This window comes from Streptomyces sp. enrichment culture (assembly GCF_964272855.1).
In the GTDB taxonomy this organism is placed as follows: domain Bacteria; phylum Actinomycetota; class Actinomycetes; order Streptomycetales; family Streptomycetaceae; genus Streptomyces.
The window spans coordinates 8,317,980-8,337,441 of record NZ_OZ186847.1; the positions used below are offsets into that span (position 1 = coordinate 8,317,980).

A 19,462-nucleotide genomic window follows, 5' to 3' on the forward strand; every position below is an offset into this window, starting at 1 on the left:
GTCGCGTGCTCGAACACCTCACGCCGTGGCCTGGGGCTGTTCAGGGCACAGGTAGTACACGGCGGTCTGCTCGGAGTGTGGCGCCAGGAGGCCCCGCAGTTCTTCCGCGGCGGTCTTCAGGAGGTCGCCGTCGCGGGTGGCGTTGAGGGTTTCGAGGGCGAAAGCGACGTGCGCCGAGCCTTCGGTGACGCGGGTGCGGTGGGCGTCGCGATGGTTCCAGTGGCGGGTGAGGACACCGGCGGTGTCGGCGTAGATGATCTCTCCGGGCTTGGGGTTCTCGACCGTGTCGGGTTCGCCGAGCGGGGTGAAGGATTCCGAGCCGTCCGCATACCGGATGTCGACATCCCCGGCGACATGGTCGAGGTCGAAGGCGCCGGCGGGCAGGCCGTGGCGGACGGAGACGACGTTGTAGGAGTCGACCGCCGGGTTGATGCGCGGCAGGGCGCCCTTCTTGGCGAGGCGGCGGCCGAGCGCGTCGACGCTGGGGCGGACGCGGCGCGGGTTGGTGCCGAAGGAGCGGTAGGCGGTGTGCCATTGCTCGATGCGCGGGTGGGTCTCGTCGGCGGGCTGCCAGACGCCGAGGGAGAGCTGCTGCTCCAGCGCCTCGACAGCGGCGGTGGTGTCGGGCCAGGGCTCGTGTCCGCGCACGCCGGTGGCGGTGACCAGGGCGATGAGGGTGTCGGGGAAGGCGTCTGCGACGGCAGGGGCGATGCGGAAGACGGCCATGGGAGGGTTTCCGTTCCTTCGTGCGTGGGTGCGTGGGTGCTTGGGTGCTTGGGTGCGTGTGTCGGTGTATATCGGGGGTCGGGTGAATCTCTGCTGTTACCGGGCCGGCTCAGGCGGTTTCAGGGCTTCCAGGGGCCGATACGGTCCAGGCGGCGGCGCTGTTGCAGGGCGGTGGGGACGTCGAGGCCCTGGCCGCGCTCGGTCAGGTGGTCGGCGACAGCCGTGCGGTGCTCGACGGGCTTGTGGTCGTCGTACTTGAACTTCGCCCGTACGTCGGTCACCGCCAGGCGCAGACCGCGGATGCCGGGCAGCATCCGGCCGTAGGGCGGCTGGTCGACGGCGATGGGGGCGTGGTCGGGCTGGAAGTGGGCCATCTGATGGCACAGCAGTTCGGCCTTGGCCTCCGGGTCGTCGACGATGTGGGCGCGGCAGGTGAACTGGACGGCGGTGTAGTAGCTGGTGGGCACGCCGTCGGTGGGCGGGGTGCCGGGCTTGGCGCGCCATGGGCCGGGAATGAAGGCGTAGTCGCCGAAGACCGTGAACAGGACGTTCGGGTCGTTCTCGATGGCTTGCCAGACGGGGTTGGGGCGGGCGAGGTGGATCAGCAGGTGGCCGGGGGCACTGGTGAAGTGGGTGGGGACGGCGACCGGAGCCTGGCCGGGCAGGCCGTTGACGCTCAGGATGCCGAAGTCGTGCCCGTCGGCGACCCAGCTCTGCCATTCGGCTTCGTCCAGGCTCGCGTCCCAGGGCTGGATGAACATGCGGTACTCCTTGCTGTGGGGCGGCGGGGTGGTGGTGCGGTGGGCGGGAGGGGGTTCAGGTGAGGGCGAGGAGGCTGACGGCGACGGCGGCGGTGCCCAGGCCGACGAGCTGGCCGCGGTGGATGCGCTCGGCGAGCACGCTGCGGGCGAGCAGGACGGTGCCGGCCGGGTAGAGGGCGGTGATCACGGCGACGACGGCCAGGTCCCCGCTGCGGGCGGCGAGCAGGAACAGCAGGTTCGCCACCGAGTCCAGCACTCCGGCGGCCGCCGACATCGCGTACGCGGGCTTCTCCGCCCCGAGCCTGCGGTACAGCAGCCCGGCAGCTGCCAGCGTGACCGCGGACGAGAACCCGCGGCCGACGATCAGAGGGGCCACACCGCTGTCGGACGGCGCCTGGTGCAGGAAGATCAGCTGCAGTGCGATCGCGGCGCCCGCGCCGAAGGCGAGCAGCAGCGCGGTGCGCGACGGACGCGCCGACCCGGCGCCGTGGCCGGCGCTGACCAGCACCACCGCGACCAGCGCGAGCGGCAGGCCGACCAGGCCGGCCAGGCCGAGGCGCTCGCCCTGAAGCAAGCCGACGCCGACGGGGAGCATGGCGGAGATCAGGGCGGTGACGGGCGAGAGCACGTTCATCGGGCCGATCGCCAGGGTCCGGTAGAGCAGCGCGAAGGCGGCGGCCGACGCGACGCCGGACGCGGCACCCCAGCCGATCGTCCAGGCGCTGAAGGAGGCGCCGAGCACGGGCCAGAGCGGCAGCTCGACCGCGAGCGAGGCCGGGGCCGCGATCATCACGGTGCGCAGTACGTGGGCCTTGCGGGCGCCGAGGCCGCCGAGGAAGTCGGCACAGCCGTAGGCGAGGGAGCTGCCCAGGGCCAGCAGCAGAGCGATCACGGTACGTACATCCCTTACTATCAATGGAACGACTGAACCGTACATTGAACCGACCGCTCTGTGTCAACCAAACGACCGTACGGTCCATTGGAATGGTCCACTGCTGAGGATGGTGATCGGATGGCCGAGACAGAGGCAGCCCTGCGGACGCTCGCGCACAATGTCAGGACGGCCCGTAAGCGCGCGGGCCTGTCCCTGGACGAGCTCGGCCAGCGCGCCAAGGTCAGCAAGGGCGCCCTGGTCGCGCTGGAGAGAGCACAGGGCAACCCGAACTTCTCCACCCTGGTCAGGCTGGCCGACACCCTCGGCGTCTCCGTGTCCGCCCTGATGGAGGGACCGGCCGAAGGGCGCGTCCGCGTCGTGACCGCCGATGCCGTGATGCCCCTGTGGACGGGGGCCGAGGGCAGCGAGGCCCGGCTGATGCTCACGACCTCCGGCCCGGCCCCGGTCGAGGTCTGGCGGTGGAAACTCGAGCCGGGCGAGGAGTACCCCAGCCACCCCCACCAGGCCGGAGTCGTGGAAACCGTCAGCGTCACCGCCGGTCGGATGACCCTGATCGTCGACGGCACCGAGCACCCCGTCGAAGCCGGACAGACCGCCAGTTTCGATGGCGATGCCCCCCACACCTACCGCGGCGCCGGCACCGAGACCTGCCACCTGATCATGACCGTCCACATCCCACCCGGCCCCGCGGCGGTGGTCTGACCTCCGGCATGGGGCGGAGGGAGAGCGGGCGGACGACGGTTGCGCCAAGTCGAGATCACTGCTGACGGCGACAGTGTCAAGACAGGTGTGGACGAATGGCCGTTCAACCCGCCCTGGGACCTCTACGACCCGCGGTATGCCTCCGGGGAGATCAGCCGCGACGACTTCGAGGCGGCGTGGCACCGGGCGCGCCACGAGCCCTCGGAATGATCAGACGGGGTCCGGGTGCCACCGTCGACGGCGAAGGGCGGAGCGGTATCGGCCTCGGTCTCTCGCGACGGTTCGTCAATGGCGGGCTGGCGAGCGTCGTATCGTCACTTCCGTGAACTACGAAGAGGCAGAGGGTACGGGTGAGAACCGGCCGACGACCGCTCGGCTGCGGCAGGTGCTGGACCGTGCCGAGCGTGTCGTCATTGTCGAGGCGTCACCCGCCGAGGCCGACTCCGCCGACCTGCCCCGCCTCACCGTGACCGGCGCCGAGATCGGTGAACTGGCGCGGCGCCTCGCCATCGTGGACGGCGGCACCGGCGACAGATGCCGCTGCATCGGCTGGCCGACGATCACGGTGTACGGCACGCAGGGAGACCTGATCGCCCGCTGGACGCTGCACCACCGGTCCGGTCTGCGCGGGCTGGGCGACTGCGATGCCGATCTGAGGGACGGCCCGGCGCTCACCGCGTGGCTGGCGGAACGAGGACTGACCCGATCGCGGAGCGTGCAGGAGGGACTGGCCCGCGAAGAGGCCGAGGAGGAGCGGCGCCGGACGGAGTGGATACAGGCTGCGCCGGAGGGGCTGGTCCAGGCCGCAGCGGACGTGGCCCGCCCGCCTGCGCGAGACTACGAGGCCTGGTCGGATGGCTGTCAGCAGGCCGGCGACCGGCTCGCCGCTCTCGCCCGGCAGCAGTATCCCGACAGCGGCGAACGGATCCGGCTCCTCCTGGCCTGGCTCGGAGTGTCCGCCCGGCGGTCCAGCGGCGGCATGAAGTGGTACGACATGGCGGTACTCCGCCAGCTCCTGGCCGAGAACCCCGGCCTCGTCCTCGCCGCGTGTGTCGCGTCCCCGCTGACTCCGGCCCAACTCGACGGCGCCGCCCAGTTGTTCTCCACGGTCGAATGGACCAAGGCGCAGGGCAGAAACCTCCCGAAGTCGCTGAAGTCCCTGCTCGTCGAGCACATCCGCGCGGACGGCACCGACGCCATGCGGTTCTGCATGAACCACGGCTACTACGGCGCCGAACGGACTGTCTGAGCGGTCCCGCCCACGACGCCCTGTGCCAGGGTGGCGGGCATCGACTGGTCAGACTGAGAGCCCGGAACTCTGGGCGTTCCTGGAGTCACTGCGACCCGGCGGGATCCTTGTGCGATGCCCGGGGCCGAGCGGTCAGTGCGCGGTCCCGGCGGACGCGGTTTTCTTGCGTGCGCGGTAGGCGGCGGCCTTGTACTTGTTGCCGCAGGACTCCATGCCGCACCACTGGCGCCGCATGCCACGGGACCGGTCGATGTAGACGCGCGTGCACTCCGGGTCGCCGCACTCCTTCAGTAGCGGGACGTCCGGGCCGCTGAGCAGTTCGACGGCCTGCCGGGCCACGGTGGCCAGGGCCTGCTCGGGAGTCGCCTCGGTGTGCCGTCCGGTCACGGTGAGCTGCGGTGTCGCGGGCGCCTTGCGCGCGGCGCCGTTGAGCACGGCGAGCGCTTCGCGGTCGAGTTCCTCGTCGAGGCGGCGGTTGGTGATGAGCCGGTAGACGGCCTCACGCACCGTGGTCGCCTCCCGGACGTCCTTCTCCTCGGCGGGAGTGATCGTGTCCACGAGCCCGGATTCCAGGTACCAGGCGTTCAGCCGCTCCGGGGTCACGAGCATCTCGAGCCGGGTCGAGCGCCGGGCCCGGAGAGTGGCCGCGAAGTCGAGCGCCGGATGCCCGCAGACGAACAGGTGGTCAAGATTCACGTCACCATCCTGACAGGTGACTCAAGTGGCACGCAAGGAGCCCCGTCGCCGTCAGATGAGCGAACGGACCGGTGCCACCTCCCGCTGTCGGTCGTGTCCCGGCTCCAGCCGGATCTCTCGGCCCTGCCACCGCCGCCGCAGCCAGCGGTCGTGGCTGGCGATCACGATCGCGCCCGGTCCGGTGCCCAGCGCCGCCTCCAGCTCGTCGCACAGTCGTGGGGAGAGGTGGTTGGTCGGCTCGTCGAGCAGCAGCAGCTGGGGCGGGCGGGCCACCAGCAGGGCCAGGGCCAGGCGGCGACGCTGGCCCACGGACAGCTGTCCGACGGGTTTGTCCAGGTCCGCCTCGTGCATCAGGCCGAGCGAGCCCAGCGGCACCTTCTCGGCCCGCGCCGGACCGAGCGACAGTTCGTAGGTGTCGCGGACCGTGCGCTCGGGCCGCTCGAACACGGTGTCCTGGGTGAGCAGGCCCACGGTCAGCCCGCACCGCCTGCGTACCTCGCCCTCGGCCGTCAGACGGCCGGCGAGCACGGCGAGCAGCGTCGACTTGCCCGCCCCGTTGCCTCCCGTGACCAGCAGCCGGTCGGTGGCCGACACGTCGAGGCCGTCCAGCACGAGCCGGCCCGGCACCCGCACGTCGCGCAGGGCCACCAGAGGCCGCTGACTCCCCTCCGCCTGCGAGCTCTCCTCCGCCTGCGCGGTCAGGTCCCCGGGCGCGAAGCGCAGCGGGCGCGGCGGCTCGGCGACCTGGGTGCGTTCCAGTTCCTCCAGCCGCCGGGTGGCGTTGCGCACCCGGCGGGAGATCTGCTTCTGCACCCGGCCCGCCCTGCGGCCGTAACCCATTTTCTCGTTGTCGCGCCGGCCGCGGTCCGGTGCCACCCGGTGCGCGGTCACGCCCGCCGAGTGGCGCAGCTCCTCCAACTCCTGCTGCTCCTCGGCGTACCGCCGCTCCCAGCGCTCCCGCTCCGCGCGTTTCTCGGACAGGTAGGCGCTGTAGTTGCCGCCGTAGCGGACCGGGCCGTCCACCGCCGGGTCGAGGTCGATCACGTCGGTGCAGACGGCGTCGAGGAACGCGCGGTCGTGACCGGCGACGAGGACTGCCCCGGACAGTCCGCGGACCTGCTCCTCCAGGAAGGCGGCGGCATCGTCGTCGAGGTGGTTGGTCGGCTCGTCCAGCAGTAGCGCCGACGGCCGCCGCACGAGCAGGGCGGCCAGGGCGAGCCGGCCGCGCTGCCCGCCGGAGAGCGAGCCGAGCGTGCGGTGGTGACCGACCGCGCCGAGGCCCAGGCCGTCCAGTACCAGGGCGGCGCGGCGGTCGGCGTCCCAGGACTCACGGTCCTGGGCCTGTTCCAGCCGCCTGCCGTAGGCGTCGAGGAGTTCCTGGTGGAAGGGGTCGTGGTCCGGGACGCGGGCCAGCTCCTCGCCGAGCCGGTCCAGTTCCGCGAGGTCATCGCGGGCTTCACGCAGGGCCTCGTCCAGCACCGCGGCGATCGTCGAGCCGGCGTCGTACGGCATCTCCTGGTGGAGGAAGCCGAGGTCGCCCGGGCGCGAGACGCTTCCCGCGTCGGGTTCCTCCACGCCGGCCAGCACCCGCAGCAGGGTGGACTTGCCGACGCCGTTCTCCCCGATCAGGCCGATCCGGTGGCCGGGGGAGGCGGTCAGGGAGATGCCGTCGAGGACACGGCGGCCGCCCAGGGAGCGGACGAGGTCGTGGGCGTGCAAAGTGGTTTGGTGGGGCACGGGTGTCCGTCCGGTGTCAGGGGTGGTCGGCCCGCCGGGCACGCGGCCTCGGGTGCGGGCCATCGCGCACTCCGGCGGCTCACACCGCTGGGGCCCCGGTCTCCCTGAGCGCCCCGTCGGCGAGCCGCAGCCAGCGGCTGATGCCGATCTCGGCGAGGAACCGCTCGTCGTGACTGACCACCATGAAGGCGCCCTGATAGGAGTTGAGCGCGCTCTCCAACTGGGCCGCGCTGACCAGGTCGAGATTGTTGGTGGGCTCGTCGAGCAGCAGCAGATGGGGGGCCGGCTCCGCGCACAGCACGCACGCCAGGGTGGCGCGCAGCCGCTCGCCGCCGGAGAGCACCCCGACCGGCAGGTGTGCCCGCGGGCCCCGGAAGAGGAAGCGGGCCAGCAGGTTCATTCGCTCCGCCTCGGGCCGCTCGGGCGCAGACTCGGCGAAGTTCTCCGCCACGGTGCGTTCCGGGTCCAGCAGGTCCAGACGCTGGGACAGGTAGGCGATCCGGCCGTCGTTGCGCTTGATCTCCCCCCGGTCGGGGGCGAGTTCGCCGGTGACGAGACGCATCAGCGTGGTCTTCCCTGCGCCGTTGGGGCCGGTCAGCGCGATGCGCTCCGGACCTCGGACGGCCAGGTCCACACCGTCCGCCGCGAACACGGCCTTGTCTCCGAGGTGGACCTGCATCGCCTTGGCGAGGAAGAGGTTGCGACCGGCGGGCACCTGGGTCTCGGGCAGTTCCAGGGTGAGGCGCTGTTCCTCGCGCAGTGCCCGCCCGGCCTCGTCGAGGCGGGCCTTGGCGTCGCTCACCCGGGCCGCGTGCGTCTGTCCGGCCCGGCCCGCGGACTCCTGGGCGCCCCGCTTCATGTTGCCGGCGAAGATGCGGGGCAGACCGGCGTTCCTGAGGTTGCGGGCGGCGTTGCTCGCGCGGCGCTCGGCGCGTTCGCGGGCCTGCTGCATCTCCCGCTTCTCCCGCTTCAGCTCCTGCTCGGCGTTGCGGACGTTCTTCTCGGCGACCTCCCGCTCGGCGCGCACCGCCTCCTCGTACTCAGTGAAGTTCCCGCCGAACAGGCGCAGTTCGTCGCTGCCGAGTTCGGCGACGCGTTCCATGCGGTCGAGCAGCGCCCGGTCGTGGCTGACGAGGAGCAGACAGCCGCCGAAGTCCGACAGTACGTCGTACAGCTTGTGCCGGGCCTCGAGGTCGAGGTTGTTGGTGGGTTCGTCGAGCAGGAGGACGTCGGGACGCTTGAGCAACTGGGCGGCGAGGCCGAGTGAGACGACCTGGCCGCCGCTCAGCGTGCTCAGGCCGCGGTCCAGGGTGAGATCGGCCAGGCCGAGGCGGTCGAGCTGGGCACGGGTGCGCTCCTCGATGTCCCAGTCGTCGCCGATGGTGGTGAAGTGCTCCTCGCTGACGTCGCCGGACTCGACGGCGTCGAGGGCCCGGATCACCTCGGCGACGCCGAGCACCTCGGCGACCGTGAGGTTCCCGGTCAGGGGCAGGCTCTGCGGGAGATGACCCAGCGTTCCGTTGACGGTCACCGAGCCGCTGACGGGCTTCAGTTCACCCGCGATCAGCTTGAGGAGAGTGCTCTTGCCGGAGCCGTTCGGGGCGACCAGGCCCGTACGGCCGGGGGACACGGTGAAGGACAGGTCGTGGAAGACGGGGGTGTCGTCGGGCCAGGCGAAGGACAGGTTCGAGCAGACGACGGCAGCGTCGGACATGGATGGCTACCTCGGAGGTACTGGGGCAGAGCTTGGACCTCTGCCCTGGGCAGACGGGGAAAAGTGGGTACGACGAAACGGACCACCTCAGCAGCGCCCCTTGGCGCCGGCCGGTGGCCGTCAGATCCGGATCTCACCCGGAGATGTCGTCTTCACCCACCACGTCTGTGACTCCTCGATAGACGATCTAGGTCATTCACGAGCGTAGCAGCTCGTGTCCCGCTGCCGGGAGGAGGCGGTTGCCGTGACGCCGCGCCTTGCGTCACCTTTCAGTGCGGTGATGCAACGGTGAGGATCCAGCCGTGTGCGAGGCTGGGTCCGAGCACGACTGCGCGAGCGCACGAGTGCATGACACGCAGAGGAGGCTGAAGGGTCATGAGTGACGTGGAGGAAAAGGCACTGCTGGCGGGCGGGTGCTTCTGGGGCATGCAGGAGCTCATCCGGTCGCTGCCCGGCGTGGTGCGTACCCGTGTGGGCTACACCGGCGACAACGACAAGCCCCGTCCCACCTACCGCGATCACGGCCGGCACGCGGAGTCGATCGAGATCGTATTCGATCCCTCGGCCACCGACTACCGCACGATCCTGGAGTACTTCTTCCAGATCCACGACCCGACCACGAGGAACCGGCAGGGCAACGACGTCGGCCTCAGCTACCGCTCCGCCATCTTCTACCTCGACGACGAGCAGCGGCGCGTCGCGCAGGACACCATCGCCGACGTCGAGGCGTCCGGGCTGTGGCCGGGACCGGTGGTGACCGAGCTGGAGCCGGCCGGTGAGTTCTGGGAGGCCGAGCCGGAGCACCAGGACTACCTGCAGCGCTACCCGGACGGCTACACCTGCCATTTCCCGCGTCGGAACTGGCGTCTGCCCAGGCGCGACGAGTCCTGACGACCGGCGCGGCCGGGAGGAGCACCGCTCCTTCCGGCCGTAAGTGTGAGCAGCGGTGTCGGTGCGGAGCTCAGAGATGATCGGCGTCGACCACTGCCTGGGCGAAGGCGGTGGGCGCCTCCTGGGGCAGGTTGTGGCCGATGTCCGCGATGGTGCGGTGCTCGTAGCGGCGGGACGTCTGCCGGCCCAGGTCCGCCGGGCTGGCGCCTCATGAGCGGACCCGCACTGTCAGTGGTGCCTGCGAGGCTTGCCGACATGGACAGCGAGGATGAGCAGCTGCTGCGCGGCCGGGTCTACGGCGCCGACCACGACCACCCGGGCCCGAAGCCGGGCCAGCGCTACGTCGAACTGGTCGGCGGGCCGCTGGACGGGCTGCTGCTCGACATCACCGGTTGGACGCAGGACGAGATCGACACCGGCGTCGCCCTCCCCACCGAGCTGGGCCGGTTCGGCGCGGGCGGACGAGCACTGTACGACCCACGCCGCGGCGACCCACACCGCTTCGACTGGACCGGCGACACCCCGTGAAGTTCGCCCGTCAGTTCGCGGGGCGTGACCGAGCGGCCACGGCGGGGATGCCGGACGCCCGCAGCCTGCGGGCCAGGAGTTCCATCTCAGGGAGGGTCCCCGAGTAGTCACCGTTCAGCACGCGGCGCAGTACAGCCTTGGCATCGACCAGGTCGATACCGAGTTCGGCACGCAGAACCCGCATGATCACGACATGTTTCGCCGATGGACTGATCACTTGCAGCTCGGCCGGTCCATGCTCGATGAGCATCTGATCCCGACGTTCGCTCGGCATCTCCCCACCGCACGCGGCGATCGCGAATCCGCAGGCGGAACACGTCGACTCGACATCCCACCGCAAGCCGCCGCCGTCAACGAGGGCTTGGACACCGCAGCACTCCAGCTCCGCACCGCAGTCCTGACAGATCGCGGAGTACCTGACAGATTCGAGAACTGATTCGAGAACGGTACTGTTCACCCCCACCCCCAACGCGGGCAAGCATACGGTGGCCCACCGCCGGTGCCGACGGCCCGCATCGCACAGGAGACCTGGTGCGCGGTGGTATTCGCATCTCGGCCGGAAGCGGAGATCATGGCGTGGGAGGTGTATTCCATGGGCGAGTACGTCGAAGTCAACGGAACCACGCTCTGGACCGAGACCCGTGGTGAGGGGCCGGACGTCCTGCTGATCGCCGGGCTGAGCGACCCCGCCGAGGCCTGGCAGGCGCAGCTCGACGGGCTGTCGGACCGGTACCGGCTCATCGCCTTCGACAACCGGGGGTCGGGGCGGACGCCGTTGCCCGAGGGACCCATGAGCGTGGCCATGATGGCGGACGACGCCGCGGAACTGCTCCGGGCGCTCCGGGTCGACAAGGCGCATGTCGCCGGTTTCTCGGGCGGCAGCGCGATCGCTCAGGAACTGGCACTCCGTCACCCGGACGTCCTCCGCAGCCTCGTCCTGATGAGCACTTGGGCGAGGGCCGACGCCTACTTCACCGCCATGACCCGCTTCTGGCACTGGCTGGCGACGGAGGCGCCCGACGAACGCGCCATGCAGGAGGCGTTCTTCCTGTGGATCCACACGCCACGCGCCCACGCCGACGGCACGGTGCAGCGGATCATCGACGAAGCGCTCGCCTTCCCGTATCCGCAGCCCGCCGAGGCATTCCAGCGTCAACTCGAGGCGTTCGTGCCGCACGACACCCTCGAGCGGCTGCCCGCCATCACGGCACCGACCCTCGTCCTGGCCGGCGAACTGGACAGGGCCACGCCGCCTTGGCTCGGGCGGGTCGTGGCCGACGCCATCCCGGGCGCCCGCTTCGAGGTCATGACGGGGGAGGCCCACCGGCCGTTCCAGGAGTCCCCGGACGCTTTCAACGCACGGGTCGACGCCTTCTGGCGCGAGGTCGACGGCGGTAATGGGGCTCTGCCGTCCTGATCTGAAAGCAGAGACCGGCGGGAGGTCGGAGAAGGGGTCGTGTACGGCTTCGGCGGGGTCCTGGCCGCCCTCGGGCGGGTGTTCACGGGCCCTTGGCCGACCGGAGTCTGAGGGCTGCTCACCGGCCCGTGCAGACATCCAGTAAACCAGCTTTGACCTGGCGTTTTCCGGGAGAGTGCCTAAGCTGTGGAGCTAAGCCCGACACCGCCGGAGGGGACTTCGTGAGTGAGGACCGGGTCGAGTACGACACCACCCACATCCAGGTGCTGGAGGGGGCGGCAGCCATCCGGAAGCGGCCCGGGATGTATGTCGGCTCGACCGGCGAACGCGGACTGCACCACCAAGTGTTCGAAGTCTCCGACTGGGCGGTCAACGAGGTTCTCGCCGGTCGTGCCGGTCGTGTCGACGTCGAGCTGACAGCCGACGGTTGCGTACGGGTCGGCATCGACGGGCCTGGGATTCCCGTCGGGGCCGATGGGGACAGTGGCGGTCCCAGTCTCGAAGCGCTGCTGACTCGCGCGCACGACGGGCCGCCGCCCGGCGGCCGTCACTCCATACCCTTGGGCCTCTTCGGCATCGGGCCCCATGTCGCCAACGCCCTGTCGAGCTTCCTGACGGCAGAGGCACGGCGCGACGGTGTCCGCTGGGTGCAGCATTACGAGCGAGGTGTCGCGGTCGGCCCGCCCGAGCGGGCCGGGCCGACGAACGGAAGCGGCACCACCATCCTCTTCCGGCCCGACACCGGCATCTTCGACACGGTGGATCACTCGTTCGACGCGCTGGCGGAGCGCTTCAGGGAACTGGCCTTCCTGAACCGCGGACTCGCCGTCTCACTGACCGACCGGCGCTCCCCGAGCCGGCCCCGCGAGGCGCGTTTCCTCTCCCCGGGCGGAGCCCGGGACTTCGTCGCCTTCCTCGACGCTTCGGCCGGGACGTCCGCTCAGACGGACGTCCTCGGCTTCGAGCAGGAGTACCCGCTGATGGCCGGTTCGGTGGAGGTGGCGCTGAGGTGGAACGACACCCCCACGGAACGGATCCGGAGCTTTGCCGACAGCGCACCCACCCCCGACGGAGGGTCGCACACGGTGGGCTTCCACGACGGGATGGCGGCCGCGATCAACGCCTTCGCCCGGCAGCGACAGCTGCCGACGGACGCGGACCCCGACCTCACCGCCGACCGAGTCGGCGCGGGATTGACCGCGGTCGTCTCGGTGAAACTCGACCGTCCCGAGTACCTGGGCTCCACGCGCGGTGTCCTGGGCAATCCCGCGGTACGTGACTGTGTCGCGCACGCCGTCCGGGAAAACGTGGGCGCCTGGTTGGCGGACGCGCCGCAGCCGGCCGCGGCCGTCGTCAGCCGAATCGTCCGAGGTGCCGACTGCGACTGACCCCTGTCCTCACTGGTCCCGTTCCCACCCCAGGTTCTCGAAGATCTCGTCCCAGAACGCGGAATCGTCCACGTTCAGGTCCTGGCGGATCATGCGCTCACGCAGATCGGTGACGGCGGCCGTGCGTACCGCGTCGTCGTCCGATCGCAGGGCGTCGCTCGACTCGGCGATCAGCCCGAGGAGCACGGCCAGCACGGGGAGGGAATCGGCGGCCGGTCCCTGCCACCCTTGCCCGTGGTCCCACCCGTTGGGGTCGTAGTGGGTGATGCCGCCGTCCGCCGCGTCGAGCATCAGGTGCTGGTCGCCCGAGGTGGCGACGGCGAAGCAGAAGTTCTCGGGCGGGCTGTCGTCGTCGGGGTAGCGGTTGCCGTAGATCTCGTCGGCATCGAACGCGTTCAGCCCGTCCTTGTGGCGCACATGCCTCGTGTCGATCCCCGCCACGTCGAGGCGGACGGCGGGAAAGCCGACCTTGAGCAGGAACTCCCTCGACTCGGCATCGGTCAGCTCGGCCGGCAGATCGCCTTCGTCCGGCCGCCAGAGGGTGCCCGCGCCCAGCCGCTCCTCCAGCCATACGGCGTCCGGTGTCAGCGGAGTGTCTTTGCTCTTCACTGCGTGGCCCCCATGAGTTCCGCGTGTTCGATCATTGCCGACTCCAGTCAATCGCACCGCCGCCGGCCCGCGGGGAGGCGGGAGGGCGTGTGCCCCCGGCGCGGCCGTTTCACCAGCCCCGTCGCTACGCTCGACACCGAGATGAAGAGCAATGTGATCCCGCTGGGGCCGAAGGCCGACAAAGTCACCGTCAGACGGCACAACCTGAGCCTGGTGCTGAGGACCGTGCACGACACGGGTGAGGTGACCAGGGCCGGGATCGCCGCGCGTGTCGGTCTGACCCGGGCCGCGGTGTCGTCCCTCGTCGAGCAACTGCTGGACTGCGGCTTCGTCACCGAGTGGGGCAAGACGAGCAGCGGCCAGGCCGGACGCCCCGGCACGGTCCTCAAAGTGGCCCGTACGGGTCCGGCGGGGCTGGGCGTGGAGATCAACGTCGACTACATCGTCGTATGCGTCGTCGACCTCGCGGGCACCGATCGCGTCAGGCTCGTGGAGCACTTCGACAGCCGCGGGGTGCAGCCGTCGCAGGTGCTGGCGCGGGCGGCGCGGCTGGCCGAGCGAGCACTGGGCTCGGCCGCCGAGCAGGGCCTGGAACCGGTCGGCGCCCATGTCGCGGTGCCGGGTCTGGTCGCCGGGGGTACCGTCCGCCAGGCCCCCCAACCTCGGCTGGAAGCGGGTCGCCGTCGAGGGTGTCTTCGCCCAGGCGCTGCTGGCGCTTTGGCCCGCCCGGGCACTTCCGGTCAGCTCGGACAACGAGGCCGACGCCGCCGCGCTCGCGGAGCTCTGGTACGGCACCGGGACCGGGGGCGTGCGAAGTTTCCTGTATCTGACCGGCGAGATCGGGATCGGCGGAGCCCTCGTCCTCAACGGGGAGCTGCTGCGCGGCGCCCACGGCTTCGCGGGCGAGATCGGGCACATGGTCGTCGATCCGGACGGGCGGCCGTGCCGGTGCGGGGCTCGGGGCTGTCTGGAACAGTACGCGGGGCAGGCCGCCCTGCTGAGCACCGCCGGCATCGACGCGGACGCCGGTGTGCCGGGCGTCGCCGAACTCCGGCGGCGGGCCCGGCAGCAGGATCCGTCCGCGCTGGCCGCGATGGAGGGCGCCGGACGGCAGCTGGGCGTGGCGGTGTCGGGCGCGGTGAATCTCTTCGACCCGGACGCGGTGATGCTCGGCGGCGTCTACCGGGAGCTGTACGAGTGGCTCGCTCCCGCCGTCGACCGCGAGCTCGCGCGCCGGGTGGTGTCCGGGTTGTGGAGCGAGGACCGGACCCGGCTGCGGGCGGCCTCCCCGCTGGGCGACGCGGCACGGGGTGCGGCCGGTGTCGTGGTCAGGGAGGTGCTCGCCGATCCGGCGGCCTACGCCGAGCGAGGCGAGAGCGGACCGCGGAGCGAAGCGAGCACGGCCGGGGAGTAGGCGGGGTGGGCGAGCAGGTGACAACGGAACCGGAAAACGGTCCTCGCTGCCCAACACCCGCCGACCGCGCCCCCGCGCCCACCACCCACTCACCCTGCCCCCCATCAGCCCCACGCCATCAGCCACCCTGCGCAGCGATCATCGCCCTGTACCAGTGGTAGCTGTCCTTCGGAATACGCCGCTGCGTCTCGTAGTCGACCCGAACGATCCCGAAGCGCTTGGCGTAGCCGTAGGCCCACTCGAAATTGTCCAGCAGTGACCACACGTAGTAGCCCCGGACGTCCACGCCCGCGTCCATCGCGGCCCGCAGTGCGGTGAGGTGGTCCCGCAGGTAGGCCACGCGGTCGGTGTCGTGGACCGCGCCGTCGGGGCTCACGGTGTCGTCCTCGGCGGAGCCGTTCTCCGTGACGTGGACGGGGGGCAGCGCGTCGCCGTACTGGTTCTTCAAGCGCACCAGCAGGTCGGTGAAGGTGCCGGGGACCACCGGCCAGTCCATCGCGGTGTGCCGCACGCCGGGGAGCCGTACCTCCTCGTAGCGGTTGTCCGTGGCCACGCGGCGCGCGGGGTCGTGCTCGCGGTGCGGGGCGTCGGCGACGACGATGGGCCGGTAGTAGTTGATGCCGAGGAAGTCCAGCGGCTGGGAGATCAGCTCCAGGTCGCCGTCCCGCCGGAAGTCCTGCCCGGTGATCAGTTCGCCCCAGGTCTCCTCCTCCGTGGCCGGGTAGCGGCCCGCCAGGAGCGGTTCGGTCCACACCAGGTTGTGCTGGGTGTCCGCGCGGACGACGGCCGCCAGGTCTGCGGCTGAGTCGGTGGCCGGCAGGTTGTGGTCGAGGTTGAGCGTGATGCCCACCTCGCGTGCTCCCGCCGCGCGCAGCGCCCGTACGGCCAGACCGTGGCCGACGAGGAGGTGGTGGGCCGCGGCCAGCGCCCCCCGGCCCTCGCGGGCACCCGGGGCGTGCCGTCCGACGGAGTAGCCGAGGAAGGCACTGCACCAGGGCTCGTTGAGAGTGATCCAGCGCGGCACGCGGTCGCTCAGGTGCTCGGCGACCACGGCGGTGTACTCGGCGAACCGCTCCGCCGTCTCCCGCACCCGCCAGCTGCCCCGGTCCTCCAGCGCCTGCGGCAGGTCCCAGTGGTAGAGGGTGGCGGCGGGTTCGATGCCGGCCGACAGCAGCTCGTCGACCAGCCGGGAGTAGAAGTCCAGTCCCTTCGGGTTCACCGGGCCGGTGCCGTCCGGCACGATGCGCGGCCAGGCGATCGAGAAGCGGTACGAACCCACGCCCAGTTCCCGCAGCAGGGCCACGTCCTGCGGATAGCGGTGGTAGTGGTCGCAGGCGACGTCACCGGTGTCGCCGCCCGCCACCAGGCCGGGGGTGTGGCTGTAGGTGTCCCAGATCGAGGGGCCGCGGCCGTCCTCCCGCGCCGCGCCCTCGATCTGGTACGAGGCGGTCGCGGCGCCGAAGACGAAGCCGGGCGGAAAGCTGGGGAAGTCGTTCAAGTCACTCATCTGATGCAGCCGTTTCCAGGAGTGCGGGTCAGTACGGTCAGTGCGGGTCAGTCCGGCCAGTGCGGGTCACTTGACGGAACCGCCGGTGATGCCGGCGGCGATGTACTTCTGGGCGAGGACGAGCAGGATCGCCGCGGGCACCGCGGACAGCACGGACGCGGCCATCACCGAACCCCAGTCGCCGACGTGCGCGCCGATGTACTGGTAGATGCCGAGCGTGACCGGCTTGACGTCGTCGGTCGTGTTCAGGGTGAGCGCGAACATGAAGTCGCTCCACGAGAACAGGAAGGCGAACAGGCCCGAGGTGATCAGCGAGTTGCGGCTCATCGGCAGCACCACCCGTACGAACGTCCGCACCGGCCCCGCGCCGTCCATCTGCGCCGCCTCGATCACCTCACCGGGGATCGACACCATGAAGGACCGCATCAGCACGATCGAGAACGGGATGCCGAGGGAGGCGTCCGCCAGCATCAGGCCGAAGTAGGAGTTGACCAGGCCCAGGTCGACGTACGAGTTGTAGAGCGCGTTGGCGATGACGATGCCCGGCACCATCTGGGTGATCAGCGTGCCGAACACGATCGTCCGCGAGCCGCGCAGCCCGAACCGGGCGAGCCCGTACGCCGCCGGGGCGGAGACCGCCAGGCAGATGGCGACCGCGCCGAGCGACACGACGAGCGAGGTCAGCAGGTGACCGCCTTGGTCGTCGAGAGCCTTGGAGAAGCCGGACAGGTCCAGGCCGCTCGGCACCGGGTCGACCTGAAGCAGACCGGCGGCGGGCTGGAGGGCGGTGTTGAGCATCCAGTACAGCGGGAACAGCATCACGAACAGGATGAGCACCCCGGCGATGGTGGAACCCCAGCGGCGGCCGGATGTCGTGGGCGTGCGAGAGGCCACGGACGTCACTTCCCCTCGGTGCGGTTGGCCCGCAGGTAGAACACCGCGAACACCGCGGAGACAAGGACGAGTACGTTGCCGACGACCGCGCCCGCACCGAAGTCCAGCTGGACGAACGAGTTCTGGTAGGTCAGCGTGCCCAGGGTCTGGGTGGCGTCGGCCGGGCCGCCGTCGGTGAGGGCGAGGATCAGGTCGAGGACCTTCACCGTCGACATGAAGCCGAGGACGAGGACGACCGTGATCACCGGCTTGAGCATCGGCAGGGTGATGGAGCGGAAGGTCCGCCAGGCCGAGGCGCCGTCCAGGGAGGACGCCTCGTACAGCTCCTTGGGGATCTCCTGCAGACCGCCGTACAGGATGACCATGTTGAACGGGATGCCGATCCAGATGTTGACCAGGATCACCGACAGCAGCGCCATGTCGGGGCTGGTCAGCCACGGGGTGTGGCCGCCGAGGCCGAGCGTGTCCAGGAACGAGTTCAGGACGCCCGTGTCCTGGTCGAGGATGCGCCGCCAGACGATGCCGGACACGACCATGGGCACGAGCCAGGGCAGCAGGATCAGCGACCGCAGGACGCCGTTCAGCGGGAAGCGGCGGCTGAAGAACACCGCGAGGGCGAGCCCGATGCAGAACTGGCCGAGCAGCGAGCCCGCGGTGAACACGAGGGTGTGCCAGAGCGCCTTGCCGAACAGGGCGTCCTGGAAGACGTTCGACCAGTTGTCGACGCCGTTGAAGGGCGCCTCACCGGTGAAGAACGTCTTCGGTGTGTAGTGCTGGAAGCTCATCACGACGTTGCGGACGAGCGGGTAGCCGAAGAACAGCAGCATGAAGACGACCGCGGGGGCGACGAACCCCCACTGGGCCAGCCTGCGGCGGCGGCGCAGCCGGGCCGGGTCGGGCGCGGCAGCCGTCCCGGACGCCTTCGCCGGCGCCTGCGCGGTGACGGTGGACGTGGTCATGGGTCGCGTACCTCAGTTCCCGCTCGTGGCGCGCTGCTGGGCGCGCTTCAGGGCGGCCTCGCTGGACTGGCCGGTCAGGGCGGACTGGAAGGCGCTCTGCAGGGCGAGCGACACGCTCGACCATCCGGCGCCGAGCTTGGCGGTACGGGACCTGGCGACGGCCACCTGGTCGGCGAGCGCGTCCAGTTCTGGCACCTGCTCGCGCCATACGGCGGCGGCCTTGGCGTTGGCCGGGACCATCCAGCTGTTGAGCGCGTACGTCAGCTGTTCCTTCTCGCCGGCCAGACAGGCGACGATCCTGCCCGCCGTCTGCTCCCGCTCCTCGTCACCGGTGTTGGGCACGGTGAGCACGGCACCGCCCAGCGGGCCGACCGAGTCGTCACCCGCCTCGGGCACCGGGATCTGCGCGATGCCCCAGTGCAGCGACTTGTCGGTGTTGAGCGTCTCGACCTGCCACGGACCGTTGATCATCATCGCCGCGTTGCCGGCCATGAACTGGTCGTTGACGTCCGCCTGTGTCCAGTTGACCGTCGACTTCGACAGCGAGCCGTCCGCCAGCAGGGCCTTCCAGTAGTCGAGTGCCTCCACGACCCGGGGCCCGTCCAGCTCGGTCTCGTCACCGCCGTTGGACCACATGAACGGCGTGAACTGGAAGACACCGTCCTCCGCTCCGCCCGCGCTGAGCGCAAGCCCGTACCGCTTGCCCCGGGTGAGCTTCTTCGCCGTCTCCCGCAGTTCGTCCCAGGTGGTGGGAACCGCCGCGCCGGCCTCGTCGAGGATGTCCTTGTTGTAGAACAGCGCGAGGGTGTTCACGGACCGGGCCGCACCGTAGTACGTCCCCTGGTAGGAGCCGAAGTCGACGATGCCCTCGGGGATGTCCCGGGTGCTCAGGCCCAGGGTCTCGAGGTCGACCAGGCCGCCCGCGTCTGCGAACGTCGGCATCTCGGAGGCGTCGAACTGCACGATGTCCGGCAGCGACTTCGAGGACGCCATGCGCAGCGCCTTCGTCATCACCTGCGCGGCAGGGACGCTCTGCTGCTCGATGGTGACGCCGAGCCGCTTGCCGCAGCGGGCCATCGCCTCGGCGTCCCAGCGGTGGTAGGACTCGTCGGTCGAGGAGTTCATCACGGTGTAGACGTCGCTGTCGCGCTGCTGACCGCATCCGGTCAGAGCCGCCCCGGCGACCAGGACGGAGACGGCGGCGAGCGGCGCCACGGCCCTGCGGGAGCGTCCGCGGCGCGCGGCAGCCGGAGTGTGTGCTGTCACGTTGGGTGCCCTTGAGTAGGAGAGGGAGGAGGGGCGGTTCAGCCGCGTGCGCCGAGGAGCTCGAAGGCCGTGCCGCGCCACAAGCCGAACGTGAGCCTGTCCTCGGGAG

19 protein-coding genes and 1 pseudogene are annotated in these 19,462 nt (G+C 70.6%); 8 read left to right on the top strand and 12 right to left on the bottom strand.

Annotated elements, in window-relative coordinates:
- Positions 1–18: 18 nt before the first annotated feature.
- From ACSU6L_RS37175 to ACSU6L_RS37185, 3 genes are all read right to left on the bottom strand, one after another.
- A complete protein-coding gene (locus ACSU6L_RS37175; RefSeq protein ID WP_437064090.1) occupies positions 19–726 on the bottom strand; it encodes a B3/B4 domain-containing protein in 708 nt (235 codons plus the stop codon).
- Positions 727–845: 119 nt separating this feature from the next.
- Positions 846–1,487, bottom strand: a complete 642-nt coding sequence (locus tag ACSU6L_RS37180; RefSeq protein ID WP_437064091.1) for an FMN-binding negative transcriptional regulator — start codon at positions 1,485–1,487, stop codon at positions 846–848.
- A 55-nt stretch (positions 1,488–1,542) separates the two neighbouring features.
- Positions 1,543–2,379, bottom strand: a complete 837-nt coding sequence (locus ACSU6L_RS37185) for an EamA family transporter (RefSeq protein ID WP_437064092.1) — start codon at positions 2,377–2,379, stop codon at positions 1,543–1,545.
- Between the two features lie 120 nt (positions 2,380–2,499).
- On the opposite strand from ACSU6L_RS37185, the gene ACSU6L_RS37190 reads away from it, so the two are divergent.
- The 3 genes from ACSU6L_RS37190 to ACSU6L_RS37200 all read left to right on the top strand — a co-directional run bounded on the left by ACSU6L_RS37190 (position 2,500) and on the right by ACSU6L_RS37200 (position 4,333).
- A complete protein-coding gene (locus ACSU6L_RS37190; protein ID WP_437064093.1) occupies positions 2,500–3,084 on the top strand; it encodes a helix-turn-helix domain-containing protein in 585 nt (194 codons plus the stop codon).
- Between the two features lie 87 nt (positions 3,085–3,171).
- The gene (locus ACSU6L_RS37195; RefSeq protein ID WP_437064094.1) at positions 3,172–3,294 is read left to right on the top strand and encodes a hypothetical protein; all 123 of its coding nucleotides are present in this window, start codon (positions 3,172–3,174) and stop codon (positions 3,292–3,294) included.
- A 112-nt stretch (positions 3,295–3,406) separates the two neighbouring features.
- On the top strand, positions 3,407–4,333 hold the full coding sequence (locus ACSU6L_RS37200; protein WP_437064095.1) for a hypothetical protein: 927 nt from the start codon (positions 3,407–3,409) through the stop codon (positions 4,331–4,333).
- Between the two features lie 132 nt (positions 4,334–4,465).
- On the opposite strand, the gene ACSU6L_RS37205 is transcribed toward ACSU6L_RS37200, so the two are convergent.
- From ACSU6L_RS37205 to abc-f, 3 genes are read right to left on the bottom strand one after another with little or no spacing between them, the layout of a single operon-like run.
- Positions 4,466–5,029, bottom strand: coding sequence for a CGNR zinc finger domain-containing protein (locus tag ACSU6L_RS37205; RefSeq protein WP_437064096.1), 564 nt, complete (start codon positions 5,027–5,029; stop codon positions 4,466–4,468).
- 51 nt (positions 5,030–5,080) lie between these two features.
- Positions 5,081–6,829 (bottom strand): ABC-F family ATP-binding cassette domain-containing protein, encoded by a 1,749-nt coding sequence (locus ACSU6L_RS37210; protein ID WP_437064097.1) that lies wholly within the window; start codon positions 6,827–6,829, stop codon positions 5,081–5,083.
- A 16-nt stretch (positions 6,830–6,845) separates the two neighbouring features.
- Positions 6,846–8,480 carry a ribosomal protection-like ABC-F family protein gene (abc-f, locus tag ACSU6L_RS37215; RefSeq protein WP_437064098.1) on the bottom strand — a complete coding sequence of 545 codons (1,635 nt, stop codon included), beginning with the start codon at positions 8,478–8,480 and terminating at the stop codon, positions 6,846–6,848.
- Between the two features lie 375 nt (positions 8,481–8,855).
- Here abc-f and msrA point away from each other — a divergent pair, with 375 nt between their 5' ends.
- Positions 8,856–9,371: a peptide-methionine (S)-S-oxide reductase MsrA gene (msrA, locus tag ACSU6L_RS37220; RefSeq protein ID WP_437064099.1), complete on the top strand. Its 516-nt coding sequence runs from the start codon at positions 8,856–8,858 to the stop codon at positions 9,369–9,371.
- 255 nt (positions 9,372–9,626) lie between these two features.
- The gene (locus tag ACSU6L_RS37225) at positions 9,627–9,899 is read left to right on the top strand and encodes a hypothetical protein (RefSeq protein WP_437064100.1); all 273 of its coding nucleotides are present in this window, start codon (positions 9,627–9,629) and stop codon (positions 9,897–9,899) included.
- A gap of 10 nt (positions 9,900–9,909) precedes the next feature.
- Here the strand turns inward: ACSU6L_RS37225 and ACSU6L_RS37230 are convergent, their stop codons facing one another.
- Complete coding sequence (locus tag ACSU6L_RS37230) at positions 9,910–10,173, bottom strand: hypothetical protein (protein WP_437064101.1); 264 nt, start codon at positions 10,171–10,173, stop codon at positions 9,910–9,912.
- 318 nt (positions 10,174–10,491) lie between these two features.
- Here ACSU6L_RS37230 and ACSU6L_RS37235 point away from each other — a divergent pair, with 318 nt between their 5' ends.
- Both ACSU6L_RS37235 and ACSU6L_RS37240 read left to right on the top strand, forming a co-directional pair.
- A complete protein-coding gene (locus ACSU6L_RS37235) occupies positions 10,492–11,316 on the top strand; it encodes an alpha/beta fold hydrolase (RefSeq protein ID WP_437064102.1) in 825 nt (274 codons plus the stop codon).
- A gap of 128 nt (positions 11,317–11,444) precedes the next feature.
- Complete coding sequence (locus tag ACSU6L_RS37240) at positions 11,445–12,704, top strand: DNA gyrase subunit B (RefSeq protein WP_437064103.1); 1,260 nt, start codon at positions 11,445–11,447, stop codon at positions 12,702–12,704.
- A 9-nt stretch (positions 12,705–12,713) separates the two neighbouring features.
- Here ACSU6L_RS37240 and ACSU6L_RS37245 read toward each other — a convergent pair whose 3' ends face one another.
- Positions 12,714–13,313: an SUKH-4 family immunity protein gene (locus ACSU6L_RS37245; protein WP_437064104.1), complete on the bottom strand. Its 600-nt coding sequence runs from the start codon at positions 13,311–13,313 to the stop codon at positions 12,714–12,716.
- A gap of 141 nt (positions 13,314–13,454) precedes the next feature.
- Between ACSU6L_RS37245 and ACSU6L_RS37250 the strand changes: the two are divergent.
- Positions 13,455–14,727 (top strand): annotated as a pseudogene (locus ACSU6L_RS37250) (ROK family transcriptional regulator).
- Between the two features lie 118 nt (positions 14,728–14,845).
- Here the strand turns inward: ACSU6L_RS37250 and ACSU6L_RS37255 are convergent.
- The 4 genes from ACSU6L_RS37255 to ACSU6L_RS37270 all read right to left on the bottom strand — a co-directional run bounded on the left by ACSU6L_RS37255 (position 14,846) and on the right by ACSU6L_RS37270 (position 19,353).
- Positions 14,846–16,234, bottom strand: coding sequence for a GH1 family beta-glucosidase (locus ACSU6L_RS37255; RefSeq protein WP_437064105.1), 1,389 nt, complete (start codon positions 16,232–16,234; stop codon positions 14,846–14,848).
- A 66-nt stretch (positions 16,235–16,300) separates the two neighbouring features.
- The gene (locus tag ACSU6L_RS37260; protein WP_437064106.1) at positions 16,301–17,128 is read right to left on the bottom strand and encodes a carbohydrate ABC transporter permease; all 828 of its coding nucleotides are present in this window, start codon (positions 17,126–17,128) and stop codon (positions 16,301–16,303) included.
- A 5-nt stretch (positions 17,129–17,133) separates the two neighbouring features.
- Entirely contained in the window at positions 17,134–18,087 is a 954-nt protein-coding gene (locus tag ACSU6L_RS37265; RefSeq protein WP_437064107.1) for a carbohydrate ABC transporter permease, read from the bottom strand.
- Positions 18,088–18,099: 12 nt separating this feature from the next.
- Entirely contained in the window at positions 18,100–19,353 is a 1,254-nt protein-coding gene (locus tag ACSU6L_RS37270) for an ABC transporter substrate-binding protein (RefSeq protein ID WP_437064108.1), read from the bottom strand.
- Positions 19,354–19,462 lie beyond the last annotated feature (109 nt).

Coding starts and splice junctions, on each gene's coding strand:
- ACSU6L_RS37175 (WP_437064090.1), bottom strand. CDS start 726: ATGGCCGTCTTCCGCATCGCCCCTGCCGTCGCAGACGCCTTCCCCGAC.
- ACSU6L_RS37180 (WP_437064091.1), bottom strand. CDS start 1,487: ATGTTCATCCAGCCCTGGGACGCGAGCCTGGACGAAGCCGAATGGCAG.
- ACSU6L_RS37190 (WP_437064093.1), top strand. CDS start 2,500: ATGGCCGAGACAGAGGCAGCCCTGCGGACGCTCGCGCACAATGTCAGG.
- ACSU6L_RS37210 (WP_437064097.1), bottom strand. CDS start 6,829: ATGGCCCGCACCCGAGGCCGCGTGCCCGGCGGGCCGACCACCCCTGAC.
- abc-f (WP_437064098.1), bottom strand. CDS start 8,480: ATGTCCGACGCTGCCGTCGTCTGCTCGAACCTGTCCTTCGCCTGGCCC.
- msrA (WP_437064099.1), top strand. CDS start 8,856: ATGAGTGACGTGGAGGAAAAGGCACTGCTGGCGGGCGGGTGCTTCTGG.
- ACSU6L_RS37225 (WP_437064100.1), top strand. CDS start 9,627: ATGGACAGCGAGGATGAGCAGCTGCTGCGCGGCCGGGTCTACGGCGCC.
- ACSU6L_RS37230 (WP_437064101.1), bottom strand. CDS start 10,173: ATGCCGAGCGAACGTCGGGATCAGATGCTCATCGAGCATGGACCGGCC.
- ACSU6L_RS37235 (WP_437064102.1), top strand. CDS start 10,492: ATGGGCGAGTACGTCGAAGTCAACGGAACCACGCTCTGGACCGAGACC.
- ACSU6L_RS37255 (WP_437064105.1), bottom strand. CDS start 16,234: ATGAGTGACTTGAACGACTTCCCCAGCTTTCCGCCCGGCTTCGTCTTC.
- ACSU6L_RS37265 (WP_437064107.1), bottom strand. CDS start 18,087: ATGACCACGTCCACCGTCACCGCGCAGGCGCCGGCGAAGGCGTCCGGG.